This is a genomic window from Nonomuraea deserti (genome assembly GCF_004348685.1).
In the GTDB taxonomy this organism is placed as follows: Bacteria; Actinomycetota; Actinomycetes; order Streptosporangiales; family Streptosporangiaceae; genus Nonomuraea; species Nonomuraea deserti.
Window position 1 is genome coordinate 1 of sequence record NZ_SMKO01000058.1, and the last position, 18,403, is coordinate 18,403.

18 protein-coding genes and 1 pseudogene are annotated in these 18,403 nt (G+C 68.1%); 13 read left to right on the forward strand and 6 right to left on the reverse strand.

Going from position 1 to position 18,403, the window contains the following annotated elements; all coding sequences use genetic code 11:
- Nucleotides 1-127, reverse strand: a pseudogene (locus E1292_RS53935) (inositol-3-phosphate synthase); the annotation flags it as partial.
- 13 nt (nucleotides 128-140) lie between these two features.
- Entirely contained in the window at nucleotides 141-725 is a 585-nt protein-coding gene (locus E1292_RS21820) for a PadR family transcriptional regulator (protein WP_132512827.1), read from the reverse strand.
- A 134-nt stretch (nucleotides 726-859) separates the two neighbouring features.
- Between E1292_RS21820 and E1292_RS21825 the strand changes: the two genes are divergently transcribed.
- The 4 genes from E1292_RS21825 (at nucleotide 860) to E1292_RS21840 (ending at nucleotide 6,312) form a co-directional block, all read left to right on the forward strand.
- Nucleotides 860-1,246: a DUF5318 family protein gene (locus E1292_RS21825; protein ID WP_132597080.1), complete on the forward strand. Its 387-nt coding sequence runs from the start codon at nucleotides 860-862 to the stop codon at nucleotides 1,244-1,246.
- 232 nt (nucleotides 1,247-1,478) lie between these two features.
- A complete protein-coding gene (locus tag E1292_RS21830) occupies nucleotides 1,479-3,932 on the forward strand; it encodes a transglycosylase domain-containing protein (protein WP_132597081.1) in 2,454 nt (817 codons plus the stop codon).
- The gene (locus tag E1292_RS21835) at nucleotides 3,929-5,251 is read left to right on the forward strand and encodes a glycosyltransferase family 87 protein (RefSeq protein ID WP_132597082.1); all 1,323 of its coding nucleotides are present in this window, start codon (nucleotides 3,929-3,931) and stop codon (nucleotides 5,249-5,251) included. Before E1292_RS21830 ends, E1292_RS21835 begins: the two co-directional genes overlap by 4 nt.
- Nucleotides 5,248-6,312 (forward strand): mannosyltransferase family protein, encoded by a 1,065-nt coding sequence (locus tag E1292_RS21840; protein ID WP_132597083.1) that lies wholly within the window; start codon nucleotides 5,248-5,250, stop codon nucleotides 6,310-6,312. The genes E1292_RS21835 and E1292_RS21840 overlap by 4 nt, the downstream gene beginning before the upstream one ends.
- A gap of 63 nt (nucleotides 6,313-6,375) precedes the next feature.
- Here the strand turns inward: E1292_RS21840 and E1292_RS21845 are convergent, their stop codons facing one another.
- Nucleotides 6,376-7,119: a deoxyribonuclease IV gene (locus E1292_RS21845; protein WP_181958274.1), complete on the reverse strand. Its 744-nt coding sequence runs from the start codon at nucleotides 7,117-7,119 to the stop codon at nucleotides 6,376-6,378.
- Nucleotides 7,120-7,191: 72 nt separating this feature from the next.
- On the opposite strand from E1292_RS21845, the gene E1292_RS21850 reads away from it, so the two are divergent.
- Nucleotides 7,192-7,371 carry a hypothetical protein gene (locus E1292_RS21850; protein ID WP_132597084.1) on the forward strand — a complete coding sequence of 60 codons (180 nt, stop codon included), beginning with the start codon at nucleotides 7,192-7,194 and terminating at the stop codon, nucleotides 7,369-7,371.
- Between the two features lie 58 nt (nucleotides 7,372-7,429).
- On the opposite strand, the gene E1292_RS21855 is transcribed toward E1292_RS21850, so the two are convergent.
- Nucleotides 7,430-7,747, reverse strand: coding sequence for a hypothetical protein (locus E1292_RS21855; protein ID WP_246090257.1), 318 nt, complete (start codon nucleotides 7,745-7,747; stop codon nucleotides 7,430-7,432).
- 191 nt (nucleotides 7,748-7,938) lie between these two features.
- On the opposite strand from E1292_RS21855, the gene rpsF reads away from it, so the two are divergent.
- The 7 genes from rpsF (at nucleotide 7,939) to E1292_RS21890 (ending at nucleotide 12,399) form a co-directional block, all read left to right on the forward strand.
- Nucleotides 7,939-8,229 carry a 30S ribosomal protein S6 gene (gene rpsF / locus E1292_RS21860; protein WP_026214314.1) on the forward strand — a complete coding sequence of 97 codons (291 nt, stop codon included), beginning with the start codon at nucleotides 7,939-7,941 and terminating at the stop codon, nucleotides 8,227-8,229.
- 89 nt (nucleotides 8,230-8,318) lie between these two features.
- Nucleotides 8,319-8,858 (forward strand): single-stranded DNA-binding protein, encoded by a 540-nt coding sequence (locus tag E1292_RS21865; RefSeq protein WP_132597085.1) that lies wholly within the window; start codon nucleotides 8,319-8,321, stop codon nucleotides 8,856-8,858.
- Nucleotides 8,859-8,929: 71 nt separating this feature from the next.
- Nucleotides 8,930-9,166, forward strand: coding sequence for a 30S ribosomal protein S18 (rpsR, locus tag E1292_RS21870; RefSeq protein ID WP_020543048.1), 237 nt, complete (start codon nucleotides 8,930-8,932; stop codon nucleotides 9,164-9,166).
- A 14-nt stretch (nucleotides 9,167-9,180) separates the two neighbouring features.
- Entirely contained in the window at nucleotides 9,181-9,627 is a 447-nt protein-coding gene (gene rplI / locus E1292_RS21875) for a 50S ribosomal protein L9 (RefSeq protein ID WP_132597086.1), read from the forward strand.
- Between the two features lie 333 nt (nucleotides 9,628-9,960).
- Entirely contained in the window at nucleotides 9,961-10,812 is an 852-nt protein-coding gene (locus E1292_RS21880) for an ABC transporter substrate-binding protein (protein ID WP_132597087.1), read from the forward strand.
- A 7-nt stretch (nucleotides 10,813-10,819) separates the two neighbouring features.
- The gene (locus tag E1292_RS21885; RefSeq protein ID WP_132597088.1) at nucleotides 10,820-11,659 is read left to right on the forward strand and encodes an amino acid ABC transporter permease; all 840 of its coding nucleotides are present in this window, start codon (nucleotides 10,820-10,822) and stop codon (nucleotides 11,657-11,659) included.
- Nucleotides 11,656-12,399 carry an amino acid ABC transporter ATP-binding protein gene (locus E1292_RS21890; protein ID WP_132597089.1) on the forward strand — a complete coding sequence of 248 codons (744 nt, stop codon included), beginning with the start codon at nucleotides 11,656-11,658 and terminating at the stop codon, nucleotides 12,397-12,399. The genes E1292_RS21885 and E1292_RS21890 overlap by 4 nt, the downstream gene beginning before the upstream one ends.
- A 1-nt stretch (nucleotide 12,400) precedes the next feature.
- Here E1292_RS21890 and E1292_RS21895 read toward each other — a convergent pair whose 3' ends face one another.
- Together E1292_RS21895 and E1292_RS21900 are read right to left on the reverse strand one after the other, a co-directional pair.
- Nucleotides 12,401-13,873 (reverse strand): APC family permease, encoded by a 1,473-nt coding sequence (locus E1292_RS21895; protein ID WP_246090258.1) that lies wholly within the window; start codon nucleotides 13,871-13,873, stop codon nucleotides 12,401-12,403.
- A 65-nt stretch (nucleotides 13,874-13,938) separates the two neighbouring features.
- Nucleotides 13,939-15,240 carry an MATE family efflux transporter gene (locus E1292_RS21900; RefSeq protein ID WP_132597090.1) on the reverse strand — a complete coding sequence of 434 codons (1,302 nt, stop codon included), beginning with the start codon at nucleotides 15,238-15,240 and terminating at the stop codon, nucleotides 13,939-13,941.
- 374 nt (nucleotides 15,241-15,614) lie between these two features.
- On the opposite strand from E1292_RS21900, the gene dnaB reads away from it, so the two are divergent.
- Nucleotides 15,615-18,380 carry a replicative DNA helicase gene (gene dnaB / locus E1292_RS21905; protein ID WP_439331899.1) on the forward strand — a complete coding sequence of 922 codons (2,766 nt, stop codon included), beginning with the start codon at nucleotides 15,615-15,617 and terminating at the stop codon, nucleotides 18,378-18,380.
- The last annotated feature ends 23 nt before the right edge of the window (nucleotides 18,381-18,403 follow it).

Below are 18,403 nucleotides of genomic sequence, written 5' to 3' on the forward strand. Positions count from 1 at the left end.
CGAACTTCACGTGCATCAGGCCCGGGACCCGTACGTCCGGGTCGGCGTCCTTGTAGTAGTGAACGCCCTGGACCAGCGACGACGCGCAGTTGCCGACACCGACAATGGCCACGCGAACCGAACCCATCGCACTCGCTCCCTTACTCATCAGTTGACGTGGTGTCTCTTCCGGGCTCTTCCGAGGCCCGGCGCTCCGTTGCGATCAGCTCGTTGAGCCAGCGCACCTCGCGCTCCACCGACTCGAGCCCGTGACGTTGCAGCTCGAGCGTGTAGCTGTCGAGACGTTCCCTGGTGCGCGCCAGCGCCGTGCGCACCGCGTCGAGCCGCTCCTCCAGCCGGCTGCGGCGGCCTTCGAGGATGCGCAGACGGACTTCGGCCTCGGTGTGCCGGAAGAAAGCGAAATGCACACCGAAGCTCTCGTCCTCCCATGCGGAAGGACCTGCCTGGGTGAGCATGTCCTGCAGGCGTTCCTTGCCCTCGGCGGTCAGTTTGTAGACGATCTTCGACCGGCCGCCGACGATCGTCGCGGGAGCGGGCTGCTCCTCTGCGATGAGGCCCTGAGCCAAAAGTGATCGGAGACAGGGGTACAGCGACCCGTAGGAGAACGCACGGAACATTCCCAGCAGGGCGTTGAGCCGTTTGCGCAGCTCGTAGCCGTGTAGCGGCGTCTCGTGCAGCGACCCGAGCACGGCCAGTTCCAAGACTCTGCCCTGTCCGCTGGCCATGGGAACCGCCCCCCTCTCGTGTCGATGTATCGAGCCGATACATCTTGAGGATACGTCGAGGCGCTATATCGCCGCAATCTACGAATCCGTGGAGTCGTTGGGATGGACACGCAAAACGCCGTAGTCTGGCGCTCATGTGGTCACAGCGAAGGGTGGTGGATTACGGTCTCGCGAAGAGAGCGGCAGTCCGCTCCCTGCGTTCCGGGCGAGCTTCGCGCGGAGACGTCTGTGACGCACAGCCCTACCTCCTTCGCGCGGCACGCCACTTCGGCGAGCCGACCGAACGTCTCTGCCCGGTCTGCGAAAGGGAGAACGTCACCAATGTGACTTATGTCTACGGTGAGTGCCTCGGGCGCCATGCCGGCCAGGCAAAAGTCACATCAGAGCTCATCGCCATGGCTCATGATTACGATGAGTTCCGGGTGTACGTTGTCGAGGTCTGCCAAGGTTGTTCCTGGAACCACTTGACGGTTTCGTACGTACTCGGGAACGGACCGCCTGACCTCGTCGGCCAAGCGTGAAGACCGAGGGCGGCGAGGAGCCTCACGCCCTACCGCCGTTTCAGTTCCGACGACGTTGCGAGGACGTGTGAGTAACAGCATGAATGAGGGGACGGCACGCCAAGGGAGGCGCCGTCGCTCCAGCTCATCCCGTTCTGTGCCCCAAGGTTCCTCTCGCCAAACCGGCGGACCCGGCTGGGGCGAGGCGCCGGCGACTCGACGTCCTGAGGCGGCGTACGAGCAGACCGGGGCCATGGCCGCACAGCCGTACGACGAGCCTCCCAGACGCGGCGACCCGGCGGGCGAGCGCGGCGACCAGCCGCCGCGCTCCCGCTCCCGCGAGGAGTCGCGCACGCTCCGTAACCAAGAGACCATCGTCAGTGACGCGCCGCGGCGGCGCAGAAGGGGGCAGGGCGGGCCGCCCGAGCCCCCAGGACCGCCCGTCAAGAAGGGCGGCGGCGGCCGGGGCGGCTGGCGCAGGTTCGTGCCGAGCTGGAAGATCGTCGTGGCCGGCGTCGTGGTGCTCGCGGCCGGCATGTTCGGCATGATCATGGTGGCGTACGCCAACACGCCGGTGCCGACGACCGTGCAGTCCGAGGCGACCGCGCAGCAGAGCACCATCTACTACAACGACGGCAAGACCGAGATCGCCAGGCTGGGCATGCCGCGCGAGAGCGTCGAGATCAACGAGATGGCCGACAGCGTCAAGGACGCCGCGATCGCCATCGAGAACGACACGTTCTACGAGGACTCCGGCATCTCCTTCTCCGGCATGGCGCGCTCGGTGTGGATGACCGCGACCGGGCAGCAGCTGCAGGGCGCCTCGACCATCACCCAGCAGATGGCCCGCGGTTACTACGACGGCCTCAGCCAGGAAGTGTCCATCGAACGGAAGATCAAGGAGATCTTCGTCGCGGTCAAGCTCGACGACACGCTGACCAAGGACGAGATCCTGCGCAACTACCTCAACACCGTAAACTTCGGCCGCGCGTACGGCGTCCAGGCCGCCGCGCGGGCGTACTTCGGCAAGAAGATGACCGCCGCGAAGTTGTCTCCCGTGCAGGGCGCCTACCTCGCCGCGCGGATCCAGCAGCCGGCCTGGGAACCCGACGCGCCGGGGTTGAAATATCGCTTCAACCAGGTCATCAAGAGGATGGCCGAGCTCTGGCCCGAGAAGTACGGCCAGCTCCCGAACACCGCGCAGTTCCCCAAGACGAGGAAGGCCAACACCAGCAACTCCCTGGGCGGTGACAGGGGTTACATGGTGAAGCAGGTGCTCGACGAGCTGGAGTCCCGCGGCCTGACCCGCGACGAGGTGGAGAGCCGCGGCTACAAGATCACCTCCACCTTCGACAGGAAACTGATGAAGGCCGCCCGGCAGGCGATGAAGACCACGATGCAGGGCATGTCGAAGGAGTTCCACGGCGGCCTGGCGGCCGTCAACCCGAAGAACGGCCGCGTCGTCGCCTTCTACGGCGGCGACAACTACGTCAGCGACCCGTGGAACGAGGCCTTCGAGTCGAAGAAGCAGGCCGCGTCGGCGTTCAAGCCGTACGTGCTGGCAGCCTGGCTGCAGGCCGGCTATTCGCTCAAGAGCTACGTGCCGGGCAACGAGACCGTGCCGAAGGAGCTGCCGGGGCAGCAGAAGGGCGGCATCACCAACAGCCACAACGTCGGCAGGGCGGTCGACGTGGTCAAGGCGACCGCCCAGTCGGTCAACACCGCCTTCGTCTCCATGGCCTACGCGCTGCCCAACCAGCTCGACGACGTGAAGAACCTCGTCGTGGCGGCCGGTTTCAACGAGAAGTCCATGGCAGCCGACATCGAGGAGCACCACTACCAGTTCGCCATCGGCAGCGCCCCGGTGACGCCGGTCGAGCAGGCCGCCGGCTACTCCATCTTCGCCAACGCCGGGAAATACACCCGCTACCACGTCGTGCAGAAGGTCGAGCAGAACAACCAGGTCGCCTACCCCGAGCAGCAGCTCACCAAGTCGGTCATCGACCCCGGGGTGGCCGCCGACTCCACCGTCGCCATGGCGGAGGTGCTGCGCAGCGGCACCGCGCGGGGCAAGGGCCTGGGCAACAGGCCGGCCGCCGGCAAGACGGGCACCAACAACGACGAGAACGGCGCCTGGTTCGTCGGCTACACGCCGCAGATCTCCACCGCCGTCGGGTTCTACCGCGAGGAGTGCAGGACGAAGAGCGGCAAGGTCGTCCCGCCGCTCCACTCCAACTGCCCCATCACGCCCAAGGGCAAGGCGAGCAAGAAATACGACCTCAACAACCCGTACACCAGACCGTACGAAGTGTCCCTGGGCTTCGAGGGCGCAGGTCCCCCCACGATCGCCTGGCAGCGGTTCATGCTGGCCGCGCACGAGGGCAAGCCGGTCGAGGAGTTCCCCGAGAAGGCCGAGATCGGCACGCCGGAGAACATCGTGCCGAGCCCGACGCCCACGCCGACGAAGACGCCGGACAACCCGTTCGACGACGGTGAGAACCCCTTCGACGACGAGACCGGCGACGATCCCGACTGCCTCATCGGCTGCGACGGCGACACCGGCGACGAGCCCACCATCGACGATCCGCCGCCGGCCGACGACGGGTTCCCCGAGATCGACGACCCTAACGTCGCGGGGGGCGACACCGGGCCCGACACGAGAGCCGGAGGCCCGGGGCCGGTCAACGGCAGGCTCGAGGGCCAATGACGAGCACGGAGGTGCGCCCGCCCATGGTGGCGCGCACCATCCCGTACCTTCCCCTGGGGCTGTTCGCGGCCCTGGGGGCGTCTCTCGCGTACGTCGTGCGGCTGCCGTGCCGCACCGGCGGCTGGAACGACCAGATCTCGACGTACACGAATTTCTGTTACACCGACATCTACCCGCTCTATTTCGACAGGCAGCTGGCCACCCAGAACCCCTACTTCGCCGATGTGCCGTTCGACAAGCAGGTCGAATACCCGGTGGTCCTGGGTGAGGTCATGCAGGCGTTCAGCTGGATCGCCCGGTGGCTGGAGCCCGACCAGGTCGCGCAGGCGGTCAGGTTCTACGACCTGACGGTCATCCTGCTCGGCGTCTCCCTCGTGGCCGGCGTGCTGCTGATGGCCGCGGTGGCCGGGCCCACCCGGCGGTGGGACCCGCTCTGGTACGCCGTCGCGCCCGCCGTGGTGCTGGCCGCGTACATCAACTGGGACCTCATCGCGGGCGCGCTGTCCATGGGCATGCTGCTGGCCTGGGCACGCAAGCGGCAGGTGCTGGCCGGGGTGCTGCTCGGGCTGGCGATCGCCACGAAGTTCTATCCGCTGATGTTCGTGGGCGCGTTGTTCCTGCTCACCTGGCGCACGGGGCGATGGCGGCCGTTCCTGGTCACCATGGGCGCGACCGTCGGCGCGTGGCTCGCGGTCAACCTGCCCTTCATGGTCCTCGCGTGGGACGGCTGGCGCCGGTTCTACGTCTTCTCCCAGGAACGCGGCGTCGACTGGGGCTCGCCGTGGTTGTTCTTCCAGAACAAGGGCTGGCCGGTCCTGGGCGAGGCCGACGTCAGCACGCTCGGCATGGCGTCGCTGGCCATCCTGTGCTTCGGCATCGCCGTGCTCACGCTGGCCGCGCCGCGCCGGCCGAGGCTGGCGCAGATCTGCTTCCTGGCGCTGGCCGCGTTCATGATGACGAACAAGGTGTGGTCGCCGCAGTTCGTGCTCTGGCTGGTGCCGTTCGCCGTGCTGGCCAGGCCCAACTGGAAGCCGCTGGCGTTGTGGCAGCTCGCCGAGGTGTGGTATTTCGTCGCCATCTGGCTCTACCTGCTCGCGCAGCCGCCGCTCAGCAGGGACGACCTGGGCATCGGCGACGACACGTACTTCACCGCCGTCTGGGGGCGGGTCATCACGATCGGCATCATGATGGCGTTCGTGGTGCGCGACATCCTGCGCCCCGACAAGGACGTGGTGCGGCAGGCCGGGCTCGACGACCAGGCGGGCGGCGTGTTCGCCGACGCGCGTGACCGCTTCACCTTGGCGTCCATCGCCCGATGATCACGCGCTCGTCCGGCCGGGACGCACTGCTGCTCTGGTGCGGCTCGCGGGCGGGGCTGCTGCTGGCGACCGTGCTCGGCGTGACGCTGGGCGAATATCTGGACAAGTGGCGTAAGTGGGATGCCACGCTGTTCATCACGATCGCCCAGTACGGCTACGACGGCGAGCCGGGCAAGCCGGTGGACGAAGGGCTGCCCGCGTTCTTCCCCGGGCTGCCCGCGGCGCTGCGCATGGTGTACCTGGTCGTCCCCGACTGGGCGGCGGCCGGGCTGCTGGTCTCGCTGGCCGCCGGGGCGGTCGCCATGATGGCGCTGGCCCGGCTGACCGAGTTCGAGGGCGCCTCCGGCTGGATGGCGGTGCTGGCGCTGCTGCTCTTCCCGATGGCGGTGTTCCTGGCCGCGGGCTACAGCGAGTCGCTCTTCCTGGCCTTCGCCATCCCCGCGTGGCTGGCCGCCAGGCAGGGACGCTGGCCTGCGGCGGCGCTGCTGGCCGCGGGCGCCTCCTGCGTGCGGGTCACCGGGTTGTTCCTCGCGGTCGCCCTCGTCGTGGAGTTCGTCACGAAGAAGGAGGCGCCGCGCCGGGCCGGGTGGCTGGTGGTGCCCTTCGTCCCGCTGGTGGCGTACTCGTCCTACCACTACAGCAGGACGGGTGACTGGCTGGCCTGGAAGCACGCGCAGGAGGCCGGGTGGGGGCGCGACTTCGTGTGGCCGTGGGAGGCGTGGCAGACGACCTGGCACTCCGCCATGGGCGCCGACGACTTCGCGGTGGCCTTCAGGATGGAGATCGTGGGGGCCGTGGTGGCCGTGGCGGCGCTGGTCTGGCTGCTCGTACTGCGCCGGTGGAGCGAGCTGGTCTACACGGGGGCGCAGGCGGCGGCGCTGATGACGTCGGCGTACTATCTGTCGATCCCGCGCTCGCTGCTGCTGTGGTTTCCGGTGTGGGTGCTGGTCGCCAAGGTCATGACCAGGAAGGCGTGGATGCTGGCCGCCTATGCCCTGATCTCGGGGCCGCTCATGCTGGTCAACGCCGCCCGGTTCCTCGACGGCGCGTGGGCGGGCTGATCTTTCTACCCCCTTTCTTTCCTCGGTAATCCAGGGAAGTTATCCACAGGCTGTGTGTTTTCCCTAGAGGTTCTTCCTCAGGAAGGCGATGTCGTCGGCCTGGCCCTCGGCCGGCGTCTCCACCACCACGGGGGCCGCGGCCGCCCGGCAGACCGCCAGGATCAGCTCGGGGTCGATCTTTCCCTGGCCCAGGTTGGCGTGGCGGTCGGCGCCGGAATCGAAGGCGTCGCGGGAGTCGTTGCAGTGGACCAGGTCGATCCGGCCGGTGATGGCCTTGACCCGGTCGACCAGGTCGACCAGCTCTTCGCCGCCCGCGTGGGCGTGGCAGGTGTCGAGGCAGAAGCCCACGTCGAACCCGTCGAGCGCGTCCCACAACCGGGCGATGCGCTCAAGCTTGCGCGCCATCGCGTTGCCGCCGCCCGCGGTGTTCTCGATCAGCACGGGGATGGGGCACTCCATGCGCTCGAACACCTTGCGCCAGTTGTCGAACCCGACCTGGGGGTCGTCGTCCTTGCCGACGTGGCCGCCGTGCACGATCAGGCCCTTGGCGCCGATCCCCGCGGCCGTCGTGAGGTGCTGCTGCAGCAGCTTGCGGCTCGGGATCCTGATGCGGTTGTTGGTGGTGGCCACGTTGACGAGGTAGGGGGCGTGAATGTAGATGTCGACGCCCTCGACCGGCTTGGTGGGCAGCACGGGCTTCTTGTAGCCCTGGGGGTCGCCGAGGAAGAACTGCACCACCTCGGCCCCCACCTCCTCGGCGTGAGCGGCAGGGTCGTCCTGGTCGACGTGAGCTCCGATGCGCACCATGTAACCGAGCTTATCCGTTTGGCCGGGGCGCGCCGGGGAAGTCGCCTGGCACCCCCTATCCGAGGAGAAACCATGAGCCGCTGGCGCTTACGAGCGCTGATCATCTTGATCTACGTGGTCATCGGCATATACGTCGCATGGGTCTACGACTACATCACTCCAGGACTTCTCAAGGATCTCGCCGAGGCGCTGCTCTCCGTCTTCCTCTGGTTCCTGGTGCTGCTCGGGATAGATCTGCACATCAGCGGATAAGTCCATATAAATAACGGCCCCAGGCGCGGACGCCGGGGCCGTTGCTCTTGCGAAGGGCTCACGGGTGGGGAAGGAAACCGCCGTGGGCGATGCCGAGCGCGGCACCCACGAACGCCCCCACGAGCCCGACGACGTTCAGCGTGCGCTGCGGCGTGGTTTCCGAGATGTACTGAGAGTAGAGACCGACGCCGAACCCCAGCGTGCCGAACCAGGACGCGATCATGTGCGCGGAGTCCCAGAACGTCGCGACGAACGCCACCACGCCACAGGCCAGCGTGACGACGGCCAGCGTGTTCTCCAGCGGGTGCGAACGTCCGTCGGTGTTGAGCGTGAGACGGAACCGCTCCTGTTCGGAGGGCTGAAGCACATGTGGCACAACCACCACCCCCTCGGTTTCCTAAAGGCTTTCCCACCTTGTCGAGGCTGGTAACCTTGGGCACGCTGCGTTGTGATGGATGACCCATCACCCCCGGGCGCCGAAAGGGGCGCCAGGGCATAGACGTCAGCGTCCTCCTGTCACGGCAGAGTGTCGTGACCGCAAGAGTCCAGAGGAGGTTGGAGTCCCGCATGCGTCGTTACGAAGTAATGGTCATTCTGGACCCTTCGCTCGATGAGCGCACCGTCGCGCCGTCCCTCGACCAGTTCCTCACCGTGGTCCGCAACGACGGCGGCACCGTGGAGAAGGTCGACGTCTGGGGCCGTCGCCGTCTCGCCTACGACATCGACAAGAAGTCCGAAGGCATCTACGCCGTCATCGACCTGTCCGCGGAGCCCGCGACGGTCAAGGAGCTCGACCGGCAGATGAACCTCAACGAGGGCATCCTCCGTACCAAGGTCCTGCGTCCCGACGTGCACTGAGCAAGCTCGTTGCCCGGCATTCTGTCGGGCCGGGGCCGTAGTCTGAGCCGAAACCCAAGCGAAGGCGTGCAGGAAGGCGAGCGCTAGCCATGGCAGCAGGCGACACCGTAATCACCCTTGTCGGCAACCTTGTCGACGACCCGGAGCTGCGCTTCACCCCCACGGGGCAAGCGGTGGCTCGATTCCGCATCGCATCCACTCCGCGGTATATGGATCGCCAGACCAACGAGTGGAAAGACGGCGAAAGCCTCTTCCTGACCTGCAACGTGTGGCGGCAGGCGGCGGAGAACGCCGCCGAGAGCCTCCAGCGCGGCATGCGGGTCATCGTGCAGGGGCGGCTCAAGCAGCGGTCCTACGAGACCAAGGAAGGCGAGAAGCGCACGGTCTACGAGGTCGAGGTCGACGAGGTCGGCCCGTCCCTGCGTAACGCCACCGCCAAGGTCAACCGCACCTCCCGCCAGGGTGGTGGCGGCGGCTTCGGCGGCGGCCCGGCCGACGACCCGTGGGCCTCCGCCACACCCGCCCCGCCCCAGGGCGGCGGCGGTGGTGGCTTCGGCGGCGGAGGCGGCCAGCAGGGCGGCGGCTTCGGCGGCGGCGGCAACGACTTCAGCGACGAACCGCCTTTCTAACACCCAAGATCCGCGCAAGCGGATGACTGTCCATTCCCGCCCTGGTGCGGGGCTCTGAGAGGAGCACCACGATGGCCAAGCCGGCACTGCGCAAGCCCAAGAAGAAGGTTTGCCTGTTCTGCCATGACAAGATCTCCTACGTCGACTACAAGGACACGGCGCTGCTGCGGAAGTTCATCTCCGACCGCGGCAAGATCCGTGCCCGCCGGGTGACGGGCAACTGCACCCAGCACCAGCGCGACGTGGCGACCGCGATCAAGAACGCCCGTGAGGTGGCCCTGCTGCCTTACACGAGCACGGCGCGCTAAGGAGGCATGTCGACATGAAGCTCATCCTCACCAACGAGGTCTCCGGCCTCGGCACCCCTGGCGACGTCGTCGAGGTGAAGGACGGCTACGGCCGTAACTACCTCATCCCGCGTGGCTACGCCATGCGCTGGACGCGCGGCGCCGAGAAGCAGATCGACACCATCAGGAAGGCCCGCGACGCTCGCGAGATCCGCGACCTCGGCACCGCCAAGGAGGTCGCCGGCCAGCTCGGCGCCCTGCGCGTGCGCCTGGCCACCCGCGCCGGCGAGTCCGGCCGCCTGTTCGGCTCGATCACCACGGGCGACATCGCCGAGGCCGTCAAGGCCGCCGGCGGCCCGATCGTCGACCGCCGCCGCATCGAGATCGTCAACGCGATCAAGAGCGTCGGCTCCCACAAGGTCACCGTCAAGCTGCACCCCGAGGTGTCCGCTTCGATCGACGTCGAGGTCGTCGCAGGCTGACCTGCTCGAAGGCCCCCGCTTCGTGCGGGGGCCTTCTTTCTTTCACGGCGGGCCCCCGCCGTAGGGAGCTCTGTCTTCGTCTGTTACGCGCAGCCGTGTCCGCCCGCCGTACGAGTTCTTTCGTCTGTTACGCGCTGCCATGGCCCGCCACCCGCCGTATTTCGGCTGAGGGCCCTCCAGGAAACGGCCGCTGACCCTTCACCGGCCGGCCACCGTTACGCGAGCCCACGTGGACCGATTGCCGTGGTAAAGGGGCACCCGTGGGCGATATTCCCTATTCGGGCAGCGTACAATGCCGTCGTTCTTTCGCACGTTCCCCCTGGAGGCTCGGCCATGGCCCGTCCCTTGATGCTGCTCGCGCTCGCGGTGGCGGTCGTTGGTTGCGCACCTGTTGACGACACGGCCACCACGGCGGCCCCGACCGGGTCCACCGCGTGTGCCAAGGAGCAGCTCCAGCTCGTCACCCCTGGCAAGCTGACCGTCGGCACCGACAAGCCGGCCTACGAGCCGTGGTTCAAGGACGACGACCCGAGCAACGGGCAGGGTTTCGAGAGCGCGGTGGCGTTCGCCGTGGCGGGTGAGCTCGGCTTCGACCGCACCGAGGTGCAGTGGAGCACGGTCAAGTTCGACTCGGCGTACGCCCCGGGGAAGAAGCAGTTCGACTTCGACATCAACCAGGTCTCGATCACGCCTGACCGGGCCAAGGCGGTCGACTTCAGCAACGGCTACTACACGGTCAAGCAGGCCGTCGTGGCGGTCGACGGGGGCAAGGTGGCGGGGGCGAAGAGCCTGGCCGAGCTGAAGGACGCGAAGATCGGCGTGCAGGTGGGGACGACCTCGCTGGAGGCGGTCAAGAGCGTCATCCAGCCCAGCGATGACCCCAACGTCTACAACGAGCAGGTCGACGCCGTGAACGCGCTGAAGAACAAGCAGGTCGACGCGATCGTCGTCGACCTGCCGACGGCGTTCTACGTGACGGCCGCGCAGGTGGAGAACTCCAAGATCGTGGGCCAGTTCAGCTCGACGGGCGGCACGCCGGAGGAGTTCGGGCTGGTCATGGAGAAGGGCAGCGCGCTCAAGTCCTGCGTGGACAGGGCGGTGGACGCGCTGAAGTCGAAGGGCGAGCTGGCCAGGATCGAGCAGCAGTGGCTCGGCTCGGCGGCGGGCGCGCCCGAGCTGAAGTGATCCCTCGGTGAGCGAGTGGGTCAAGTCGGAGCGGCAGGCCGAGCGCGAGCGGATCCGCAGGTCGCGGGGCCGCCGCACGGCCTCCATCGCGACGGCTTCGACGGTCGTCTTCGTCGTCCTGGTCGCGTGGATCGTCATGAGCTCGCCGGGATGGCCGCGGGTGGAGGAGACGTTCTTCGACTTCGGCCAGTTCCGCGAGGCGCTGCCCGACGTGCTGAGCGGGTTCCTGCTCAACATCAGGATCTTCCTGATCGCGGAGCCGCTGATCCTGGTCGTGGGGCTGCTGGTGGCGCTGGCCAGGGGCATCAGGACGCCCGCGTTCTTCCCGATCCGGGCGCTGGCCACGCTCTACACCGACATCTTCCGCGGCGTGCCGACGATCCTGGTGATCTATCTGGTGGGGTTCGGGCTGCCCGCCCTCAACCTGCAGGGCATTCCCACCGACCTGGCCACGCTGGGCATCATCGCGCTGACCCTCTCCTACGGCGCGTACGTGGCCGAGGTGTTCCGCTCCGGCATCGAGTCGATCCATCCCAGCCAGGTGGCCGCGGCCCGCTCGCTCGGGCTGAGCCACGGCAAGACCATGCGGTTCGTGGTGCTGCCGCAGGCCACCCGAAGGGTGGTGCCGCCGCTGCTGAACGACTTCGTGTCGCTGCAGAAGGACACGGCGCTGGTGGCCACCATCGGACCGCTGGAGGCTCTCAGGCAGGCGCAGATCCACGCGGCCAGCACGTTCAACTACACGCCCTACCTGGCAGCCGCGCTGCTGTTCATCCTGCTCACCATCCCGATGGCCAGGTTCACCGACCATCTGGCCGCCCGTACGCGCAGGAGGCGTGGCGCATGAGCGTGCTTTCGATCGACGGGGTGTGGAAGTTCTTCGGCGGGCACGGCGTGCTGCGCGGCATCGACCTGGACGTGCAGCCGCACGAGGTGGTGAGCCTGATCGGCGCGTCGGGCTCGGGCAAGTCCACGTTGCTGCGCTGCGTCAACCTGCTGGAGACCGTGGACGACGGCACGATCCACCTCGACGGCGAGGAGATCACCGATCCCCGCGTGAACGTCGACGACGTGCGCAAGCGGCTGGGCATCGTGTTCCAGGCGTTCAACCTGTTCCCGCACATGACCGTGCTGGACAACGTCACGCTGGCGCCCCGGCAGGTGCACCGGGTGACCAGGGGCGAGGCGGAGGAGCAGGCGCACGACCTGCTGGTCAGGTTCGGGCTGGCGGACAAGGCGCGGGCCTACCCCGACCAGCTCTCCGGCGGCCAGCAGCAGCGGGTGGCCATCATCAGGGCGCTGGCCACCCAGCCGCGGCTGATGCTGCTCGACGAGGTCACCTCGGCGCTCGACCCCGAGCTGGTGATCGAGGTGCTGGGCATCATCAGGGAGCTCAAGGAGTCGGGCATGACGATGATCCTCACCACGCACGAGATGGGCTTCTGCCGCGACATCTCGGACACGGTGTGCTTCCTCGACGGGGGCGTGCTGCTGGAGAAGGGGCCGGCCGATAAGATCTTCACCGAGCCGGAGAACGCGCGTACCCGGGAGTTCCTGCGCAGCGTGCTCGAGTCGGGCCGGTTCTGAGTCAGCGCCGGTGCCGCCCGCGTGGCGGCTCGATCGGGTCGCGGGGCCGGGCCAGCAGGCTGTGGCGGCGGCCGTACACGAGGTAGACCAGCAGGCCGAAGGCCATCCACAGGACGAACCACGCCCAGGTCAGCACCCGCAGGTTGACCATGAGCCAGAGGGTGGCCACCAGCGAGAGCGCGGGCAGCAGCGGCGAGAGCGGCACCTGGAACCCGCGCTCCAGGTCAGGCATGCGCCGCCGCATCACGATGACCCCCGCCGCGACGAACAGGAACGCGAACAGCGCGCCGATCACCACGAGTTCCTGCATAGTGAGCACCGGCACGAACTCGGCCAGCATGATCGCCACGAATCCGATCACCAGCGTCACCCTGGTGGGCGTGTGGTAGCGGCGGCTGACGGAGGCCAGGCCTCGGGGGATCAGCCCGTCGCGGGCCATCGAGAACAGCACCCGGGTCTGCCCCACGATCAGCACCAGGATCACGGTCGTCAGGCCGAGCACCGCCCCCACGTCGATGACGTGCACCATCCAGTCGACGCCCGCCGCACGGAACGCGCTGGACAGCGGCGCCTCCACCGAGATCCGCGTGTACGAGACCATGCCCACCATGACCAGGGCGACCGCGAGGTAGATGACCGTGGTGAGCACCAGGCTGCGGATCATGCCCTTGGGCACGGCCCTGGAGGCGTTCACGGTCTCCTCGGCCGCGGTGGCGAGCACGTCGAACCCGATGTACGCGAACGCGATGGCCGAGGCCGCCGCGAAGATGCCGAACCAGCCGAACGCCTGGCTCTGCCCGACCACGATCTCCAGCACGGTGGCGGGCGGGGTCGGCAGCGTCTTGGGCGGCACGTGGAACTCGCCGATGTTCGCCACGTCGACCTGGGTCAGGCCCACGACGATGACAGCGCCGACGGCGAGCAGCTTTGCCGACACCATGATCCACAGTGCCCGCAGCCCGATCCGCGCGCCGAGCGCGACGACGCCGGTGAGCAGCAGCAGGATCACGAGCACCAGCACGTCGCCCACGAGCTCCGCGTTGGGCACGCGCACGCCGAAGGCGGTGACGGCTCCGACCGCGATCGCCGCCCACGCCCTGGCCACCACGGCCGCGGCGAACTGCAGCTCCAGGATCAGCGCCCAGCCGATGATCCACGCCCAGACCTCGCCGAAGATGACGTACGTGAAGGTGTAGGCGCTGCCGGAGGCCGGCATCGTGGACGCCAGTTCGGCGTAGCACAGGCAGGCGAGCAGGCACGCGATGCCGGCGATCATGAACGAGAGGATCACGCCCGGACCCGCCGTGGTGGCGGCCTGCTGGCCGGCGATGCTGAAGATGCCCGCGCCGATCATCACCCCGAAGCCGAGCACCACGAGGTCGGCCGGGCGGTAGACCTCGGCCAGGCTGTGCCGGGCGCCTGTGCGCAGCCCGGTCGCCTCAGAAGGAGGCAGTCGTCGCAGAATCGTGGACACGGAACACCCCTCGGGGACCCCGCCCACCATGTCTCACCACGTGGACAACGGCAAGCACGGGCAGGTCACGCCCCGGTCACCAGCCAGGCAGTGCCGGCGGCTCGGCGTACCAGGGCGACCAGGCGGGCGAACATCCACACCCCGAGCGCGCACCACAGAGCGACCACGCCGAAACCGGTGGCGAGGAGGGCGGCAGGCAGGTAGGCCAGCGTCGTCCACACCCCCGCCCACGCGAGGTAACGCTGGTCGCCCGCGCCGATCAGCACGCCGTCCAGCACGAACACCACCCCGCATACCGGCTGGAACAACGCGACCGGCCACAACACGGCCAGCAGCAGCGTGGTGACCGCGGGGTCGGCGTCGAACAGCCCGGGCAGCAGCGGCCGCGCCGCGATGACGAGCACGCCGAGCACGATGCCCGACCAGGTGCCCCACTGGACCATGCGCCTGGTCGCGGCCCTGGTGGCGGCCACGTCGCCCGCGCCGAGCGAGCGCCCCGTGATGGCCTGCCCGGCGATGGCGATGGCGTCGAGGGCGAAGGCGAGCAGCGTCCACACCTGGGTGGCGATGGCGAACGCGGCCAGCTCGGCTTGGCCCATCCTGGTGGCGATCATGGTGGCCACGAGCAGCGCGGCTCGCAGGCATGCCGTACGGACGAGCAGGGCGAACCCGACCGTGCCCGCCTGCTTGAGCCCTTCGAGCCGAGGCGTCAGCGCCGTCCTCAGCCGCAGCGCGCCCCTGACCACCACGACGAGATAGACGGCCGCGCCGAGCGTCTGCGCGAGCACGGTGCCCCAGGCCGACCCGGCGATGCCCCACTCCAGGCCCAGCACGAACCACGCGTTGAGCGCCGCGTTGAGCGCGAACGAGCCCACGGCCACCACCAGCGGCGTGGCCGTGTCCTGCAGGCCGCGCAGCACGCCCGTGCCCGCCAGCACGACCAGCATCCCGGGCGCGCCGAGCAGGCTGATCCGCAGGTACGTCACCGCCTCCGCGCTCTGCTCCTGCGCCGCACCGAACACCTCCACGATGGCCGGTGCGAGCGGCCAGCACACGGCGATCAGCGCGACGCCGATGCCCAGCGCCAGCCAGATGCCGTCCACGCCGCTGCGCATGGCCCGCTCGTGGTTGCCGGCGCCCGACTGCCGGGCCACGGCGGCCGTGGTGCCGTAGGCGAGGAAGACGCACAGGTTGACCAGCGTGGCGAGGACCGCGCCCGCCACGCCCAGCGCGCCCACCGCCGTGGTGCCCAGGCCGTGTCCCACAATGGCGTAGTCGGCCAGCAGGAACAGCGGCTCGGCGACCAGCGCGCCGAACGCGGGCACGGCCAGCCGCAGGATCTCCCGGTCTCTGGAGGTAATGGGCATTCATCCATTATGGGCCTTACACGGCATGTCGGGGAAACTTTCTTCTCTCCACAGCCGGTGGACGGTCTTCTCCCAGCTCAGGGCGGGTGCTGCGGAAACTCGAAAGAGTTATCCACAGCTCCGTCCACAGACCTTTCACAGGCTGGGGGCGATAGTGCACAGCTTGGCCACAAGGTTGTCCACAGGCCACGTTGCCGACTGGCCGCGACTCCGCGAAACTGTCAGACCGGTCGACTACAAGTGGGGGTGGTGCGACCGCCTGCGAGGTTCGAGGGGGCGCGGTGAGCATTGACGAAGAGACCGGTGGCGCAGGTCCAGGCTTTGAGCGCACCCCGCCGCACAACATCGACGCCGAGCAGTCGGTGCTCGGCGGCATGCTCCTGTCGAAAGACGCCATCGCCGACGTCGTCGAGATCCTGCGTTCCGACGACTTCTACCGCCCCGCGCACCAGATGGTCTACGACGTCATCACCGACCTCTACGGCCGGGGCGAGCCCGCCGACGCGGTCACCGTCTTCGACGAGCTGCAGAAGCGCGGCGAGATGGCCAGGGTCGGCGGCGCCGCCTACCTCCACACCCTCACGGCCGTCGTCCCCACTGCCGCCAACGCCGGCTACTACGCCAAGATCGTCCGGGAGCAGGCCATCCTCCGCCGCCTCATCGAGGCCGGCACCCGCATCGTCTCCTACGGCTACGGCGGCCAGAACGAAGAGGTCGACGACCTCGTCGACCGCGCCCAGGCCGAGATCTACAAGGTCACCGAGCGCCGCACGTCCGAGGACTACGCGCCGCTGGCCGACATCATGCCCGGCGCCCTCGACGAGCTGGAGGCCATCGGCAGCCGCGGCGGCCAGATGGTCGGCGTGCCCACCGGCTTCCAGGATCTCGACCAGCTCACCAACGGCCTCCACCCCGGCCAGATGATCGTCGTGGCCGCCCGCCCGGCCATCGGAAAGGCGCTCGCGCTCGACACCCCGCTGCCCACGCCTACGGGCTGGACGACGATGGGTGAGGTCAAGGTCGGCGATCAGCTGATCGGAGCCGACGGACGCCCGACGCGGGTGGTCGCCGCAACGGACATCATGTACGCCCGGCCGTGCTATGAGGTGGAGTTCGGCGACGGCACCGTGATCGTCGCGGACGCTCAGCATCAGTGGCGCACCACCACTCGCGCGTCCAGGCGGGCCGCGCACGCCGGCCGCGCTCCCTACTGGTCCGACGCAGCGGTACGGCGGGTGGAAGAAGCCTGCCGGTCGGCTTGTACCGAGCCTGACAAGCCGGTCACTCACCGCGAAGCGCTTGCGGTCGTGGGGGAGGAGTTCCGCCATGTCCTGCAAACGGCGCAGAAGGAGATCCGGTCCGTCGGCAGGATCCCTGCCCGTATGGGCGGGCCCATCCGCACCGACTACGTACGACACCTCCCGGCCTATCCGGCGGCGGAGCTTTTCGGAGCCCTCTACGCACGCGTCACGATGCCGAAGAACGCAGCCCTGACGGCAGAGCACAAGAGCGTGGTCACCACCGAGGAGATCGCGGCTTCGTTGCGCTGCGCGTCTGACAACCGGCCCAACCACGCGGTGGCGGTCGCGGCGCCCTTCGGCCTCGCGCCACAGGATGTGCCGCTGCCGCCGTACGCGCTTGGGGTCTGGCTCGGTGACGGCGAGAGCGCGGCGGCACGCTTCACCACGACCGACCCGGAGATCATCGCCAATCTGAGGGCCGAAGGGCTGCGCATCACGCGAGCGGGCTCCACCATCACCTATCACATGAGTCTTCCCGAGCCGGAGCCCGCCAGCGTCCGTGCCTGCGTGGTGTGCGGTTCCACACTCGTCCCGCGGACTGCCGAGGTGCGCACGTGCGGGCGCACCTGTGGAGGCAAGGCGCGATTCGTCTCGGCGCCCGTGGCGGCACCGACGTGTCCTGATTGTGGTCGGCCTACGAGCGGCCTGCGACGTTGTCAGGAGTGCCACAGGAGTCATGGCACCGTTCAGGGCATTCTGCGTACGCTCGGAGTCCTCCGTGACAAGCGCATCCCGCGGGTCTACCTGCGTGGGTCGGAGCAGCAGAGGCGTGAACTGCTGGCCGGCCTGCTCGACACTGACGGTTATGTCAGCGCAGCCGGGCAGATCCAGCTCGCGCTGACGAACCGGAGGCTCGCCCATGACGCCCTCGAGCTCATCCTGAGCCTCGGCTACAAAGCCACCATGCGGACGAAGCCGGTCAAGGACAGGACCGAGGACTCCTCCACCTGCTACATGATCAACTTCACCACTCCTGACAAGGTCTTCCGGCTGTCCCGCAAGGCGTCCAGGCAGGTCGGCACCGCACACCCGACCACGCTGGTCCGCTACATCGTCGACGTCCGCCCTGTCCCATCGCGCCCCGTCCGATGCGTTGAAGTGGACAACGCCGACCACATGTACCTTGCGAGCAGATCATGTATACCGACGCACAACAGCACGCTCGGTCTGGATTTCGCCCGGTCTGCGGCTATTAAGCATGGGATGACCACGGTCATCTTCTCGCTGGAGATGTCCCGTAACGAGATCACCATGCGTCTGCTGTCCGCCGAGGCGCGGGTCGCGCTGCACGCCATGCGCTCCGGCATGATGGGCGACGACGACTGGACCCGCCTGGCCCGCCGGATGAGCGAGGTGGCGGAGGCGCCGCTGTTCATCGACGACTCGCCCAACATGTCGATGATGGAGATCCGGGCCAAGTGCCGGCGGCTCAAGCAGCGTAACGACCTGAGGTTCGTGGTCATCGACTACCTCCAGCTGATGAGCTCGCCGAAGCGGGTCGAGAGCCGCCAGAACGAAGTCTCCGAGATCTCCCGTGCCATCAAGCTGCTGGCCAAGGAGCTCGAGGTCCCCGTCATCGCGATCTCCCAGCTCAACCGAGGCCCCGAACAACGCACCGACAAACGCCCTCAAGTGAGCGATCTGCGCGAAAGTGGTTCTATCGAGCAGGATGCCGACATGGTTATCCTTTTGCATCGGGAAGACGCGTACGAGCGCGAGTCGCCCAGGGCCGGCGAGGCCGATCTGATCGTGGCCAAGCACCGTAACGGCCCCACCGCCACCGTGACGGTGGCGTTCCAGGGCCACTACAGCCGGTTCGTCGACATGGCCCAGCACTGACGGCCAAGGGCCGCGCCACCCGG

Bases quoted from the DNA above. Each gene is read 5' to 3' on its own strand.
- E1292_RS21820 (WP_132512827.1), bottom strand. From the start codon at position 725: ATGGCCAGCGGACAGGGCAGAGTCTTGGAACTGGCCGTGCTCGGGTCG.
- E1292_RS21825 (WP_132597080.1), top strand. From the start codon at position 860: ATGTGGTCACAGCGAAGGGTGGTGGATTACGGTCTCGCGAAGAGAGCG.
- E1292_RS21830 (WP_132597081.1), top strand. From the start codon at position 1,479: ATGGCCGCACAGCCGTACGACGAGCCTCCCAGACGCGGCGACCCGGCG.
- E1292_RS21835 (WP_132597082.1), top strand. From the start codon at position 3,929: ATGACGAGCACGGAGGTGCGCCCGCCCATGGTGGCGCGCACCATCCCG.
- E1292_RS21840 (WP_132597083.1), top strand. From the start codon at position 5,248: ATGATCACGCGCTCGTCCGGCCGGGACGCACTGCTGCTCTGGTGCGGC.
- E1292_RS21845 (WP_181958274.1), bottom strand. From the start codon at position 7,119: ATGGTGCGCATCGGAGCTCACGTCGACCAGGACGACCCTGCCGCTCAC.
- E1292_RS21850 (WP_132597084.1), top strand. From the start codon at position 7,192: ATGAGCCGCTGGCGCTTACGAGCGCTGATCATCTTGATCTACGTGGTC.
- rpsF (WP_026214314.1), top strand. From the start codon at position 7,939: ATGCGTCGTTACGAAGTAATGGTCATTCTGGACCCTTCGCTCGATGAG.
- E1292_RS21865 (WP_132597085.1), top strand. From the start codon at position 8,319: ATGGCAGCAGGCGACACCGTAATCACCCTTGTCGGCAACCTTGTCGAC.
- rpsR (WP_020543048.1), top strand. From the start codon at position 8,930: ATGGCCAAGCCGGCACTGCGCAAGCCCAAGAAGAAGGTTTGCCTGTTC.
- rplI (WP_132597086.1), top strand. From the start codon at position 9,181: ATGAAGCTCATCCTCACCAACGAGGTCTCCGGCCTCGGCACCCCTGGC.
- E1292_RS21880 (WP_132597087.1), top strand. From the start codon at position 9,961: ATGGCCCGTCCCTTGATGCTGCTCGCGCTCGCGGTGGCGGTCGTTGGT.
- E1292_RS21890 (WP_132597089.1), top strand. From the start codon at position 11,656: ATGAGCGTGCTTTCGATCGACGGGGTGTGGAAGTTCTTCGGCGGGCAC.
- E1292_RS21900 (WP_132597090.1), bottom strand. From the start codon at position 15,240: ATGCCCATTACCTCCAGAGACCGGGAGATCCTGCGGCTGGCCGTGCCC.
- dnaB (WP_439331899.1), top strand. From the start codon at position 15,615: ATGCTCCTGTCGAAAGACGCCATCGCCGACGTCGTCGAGATCCTGCGT.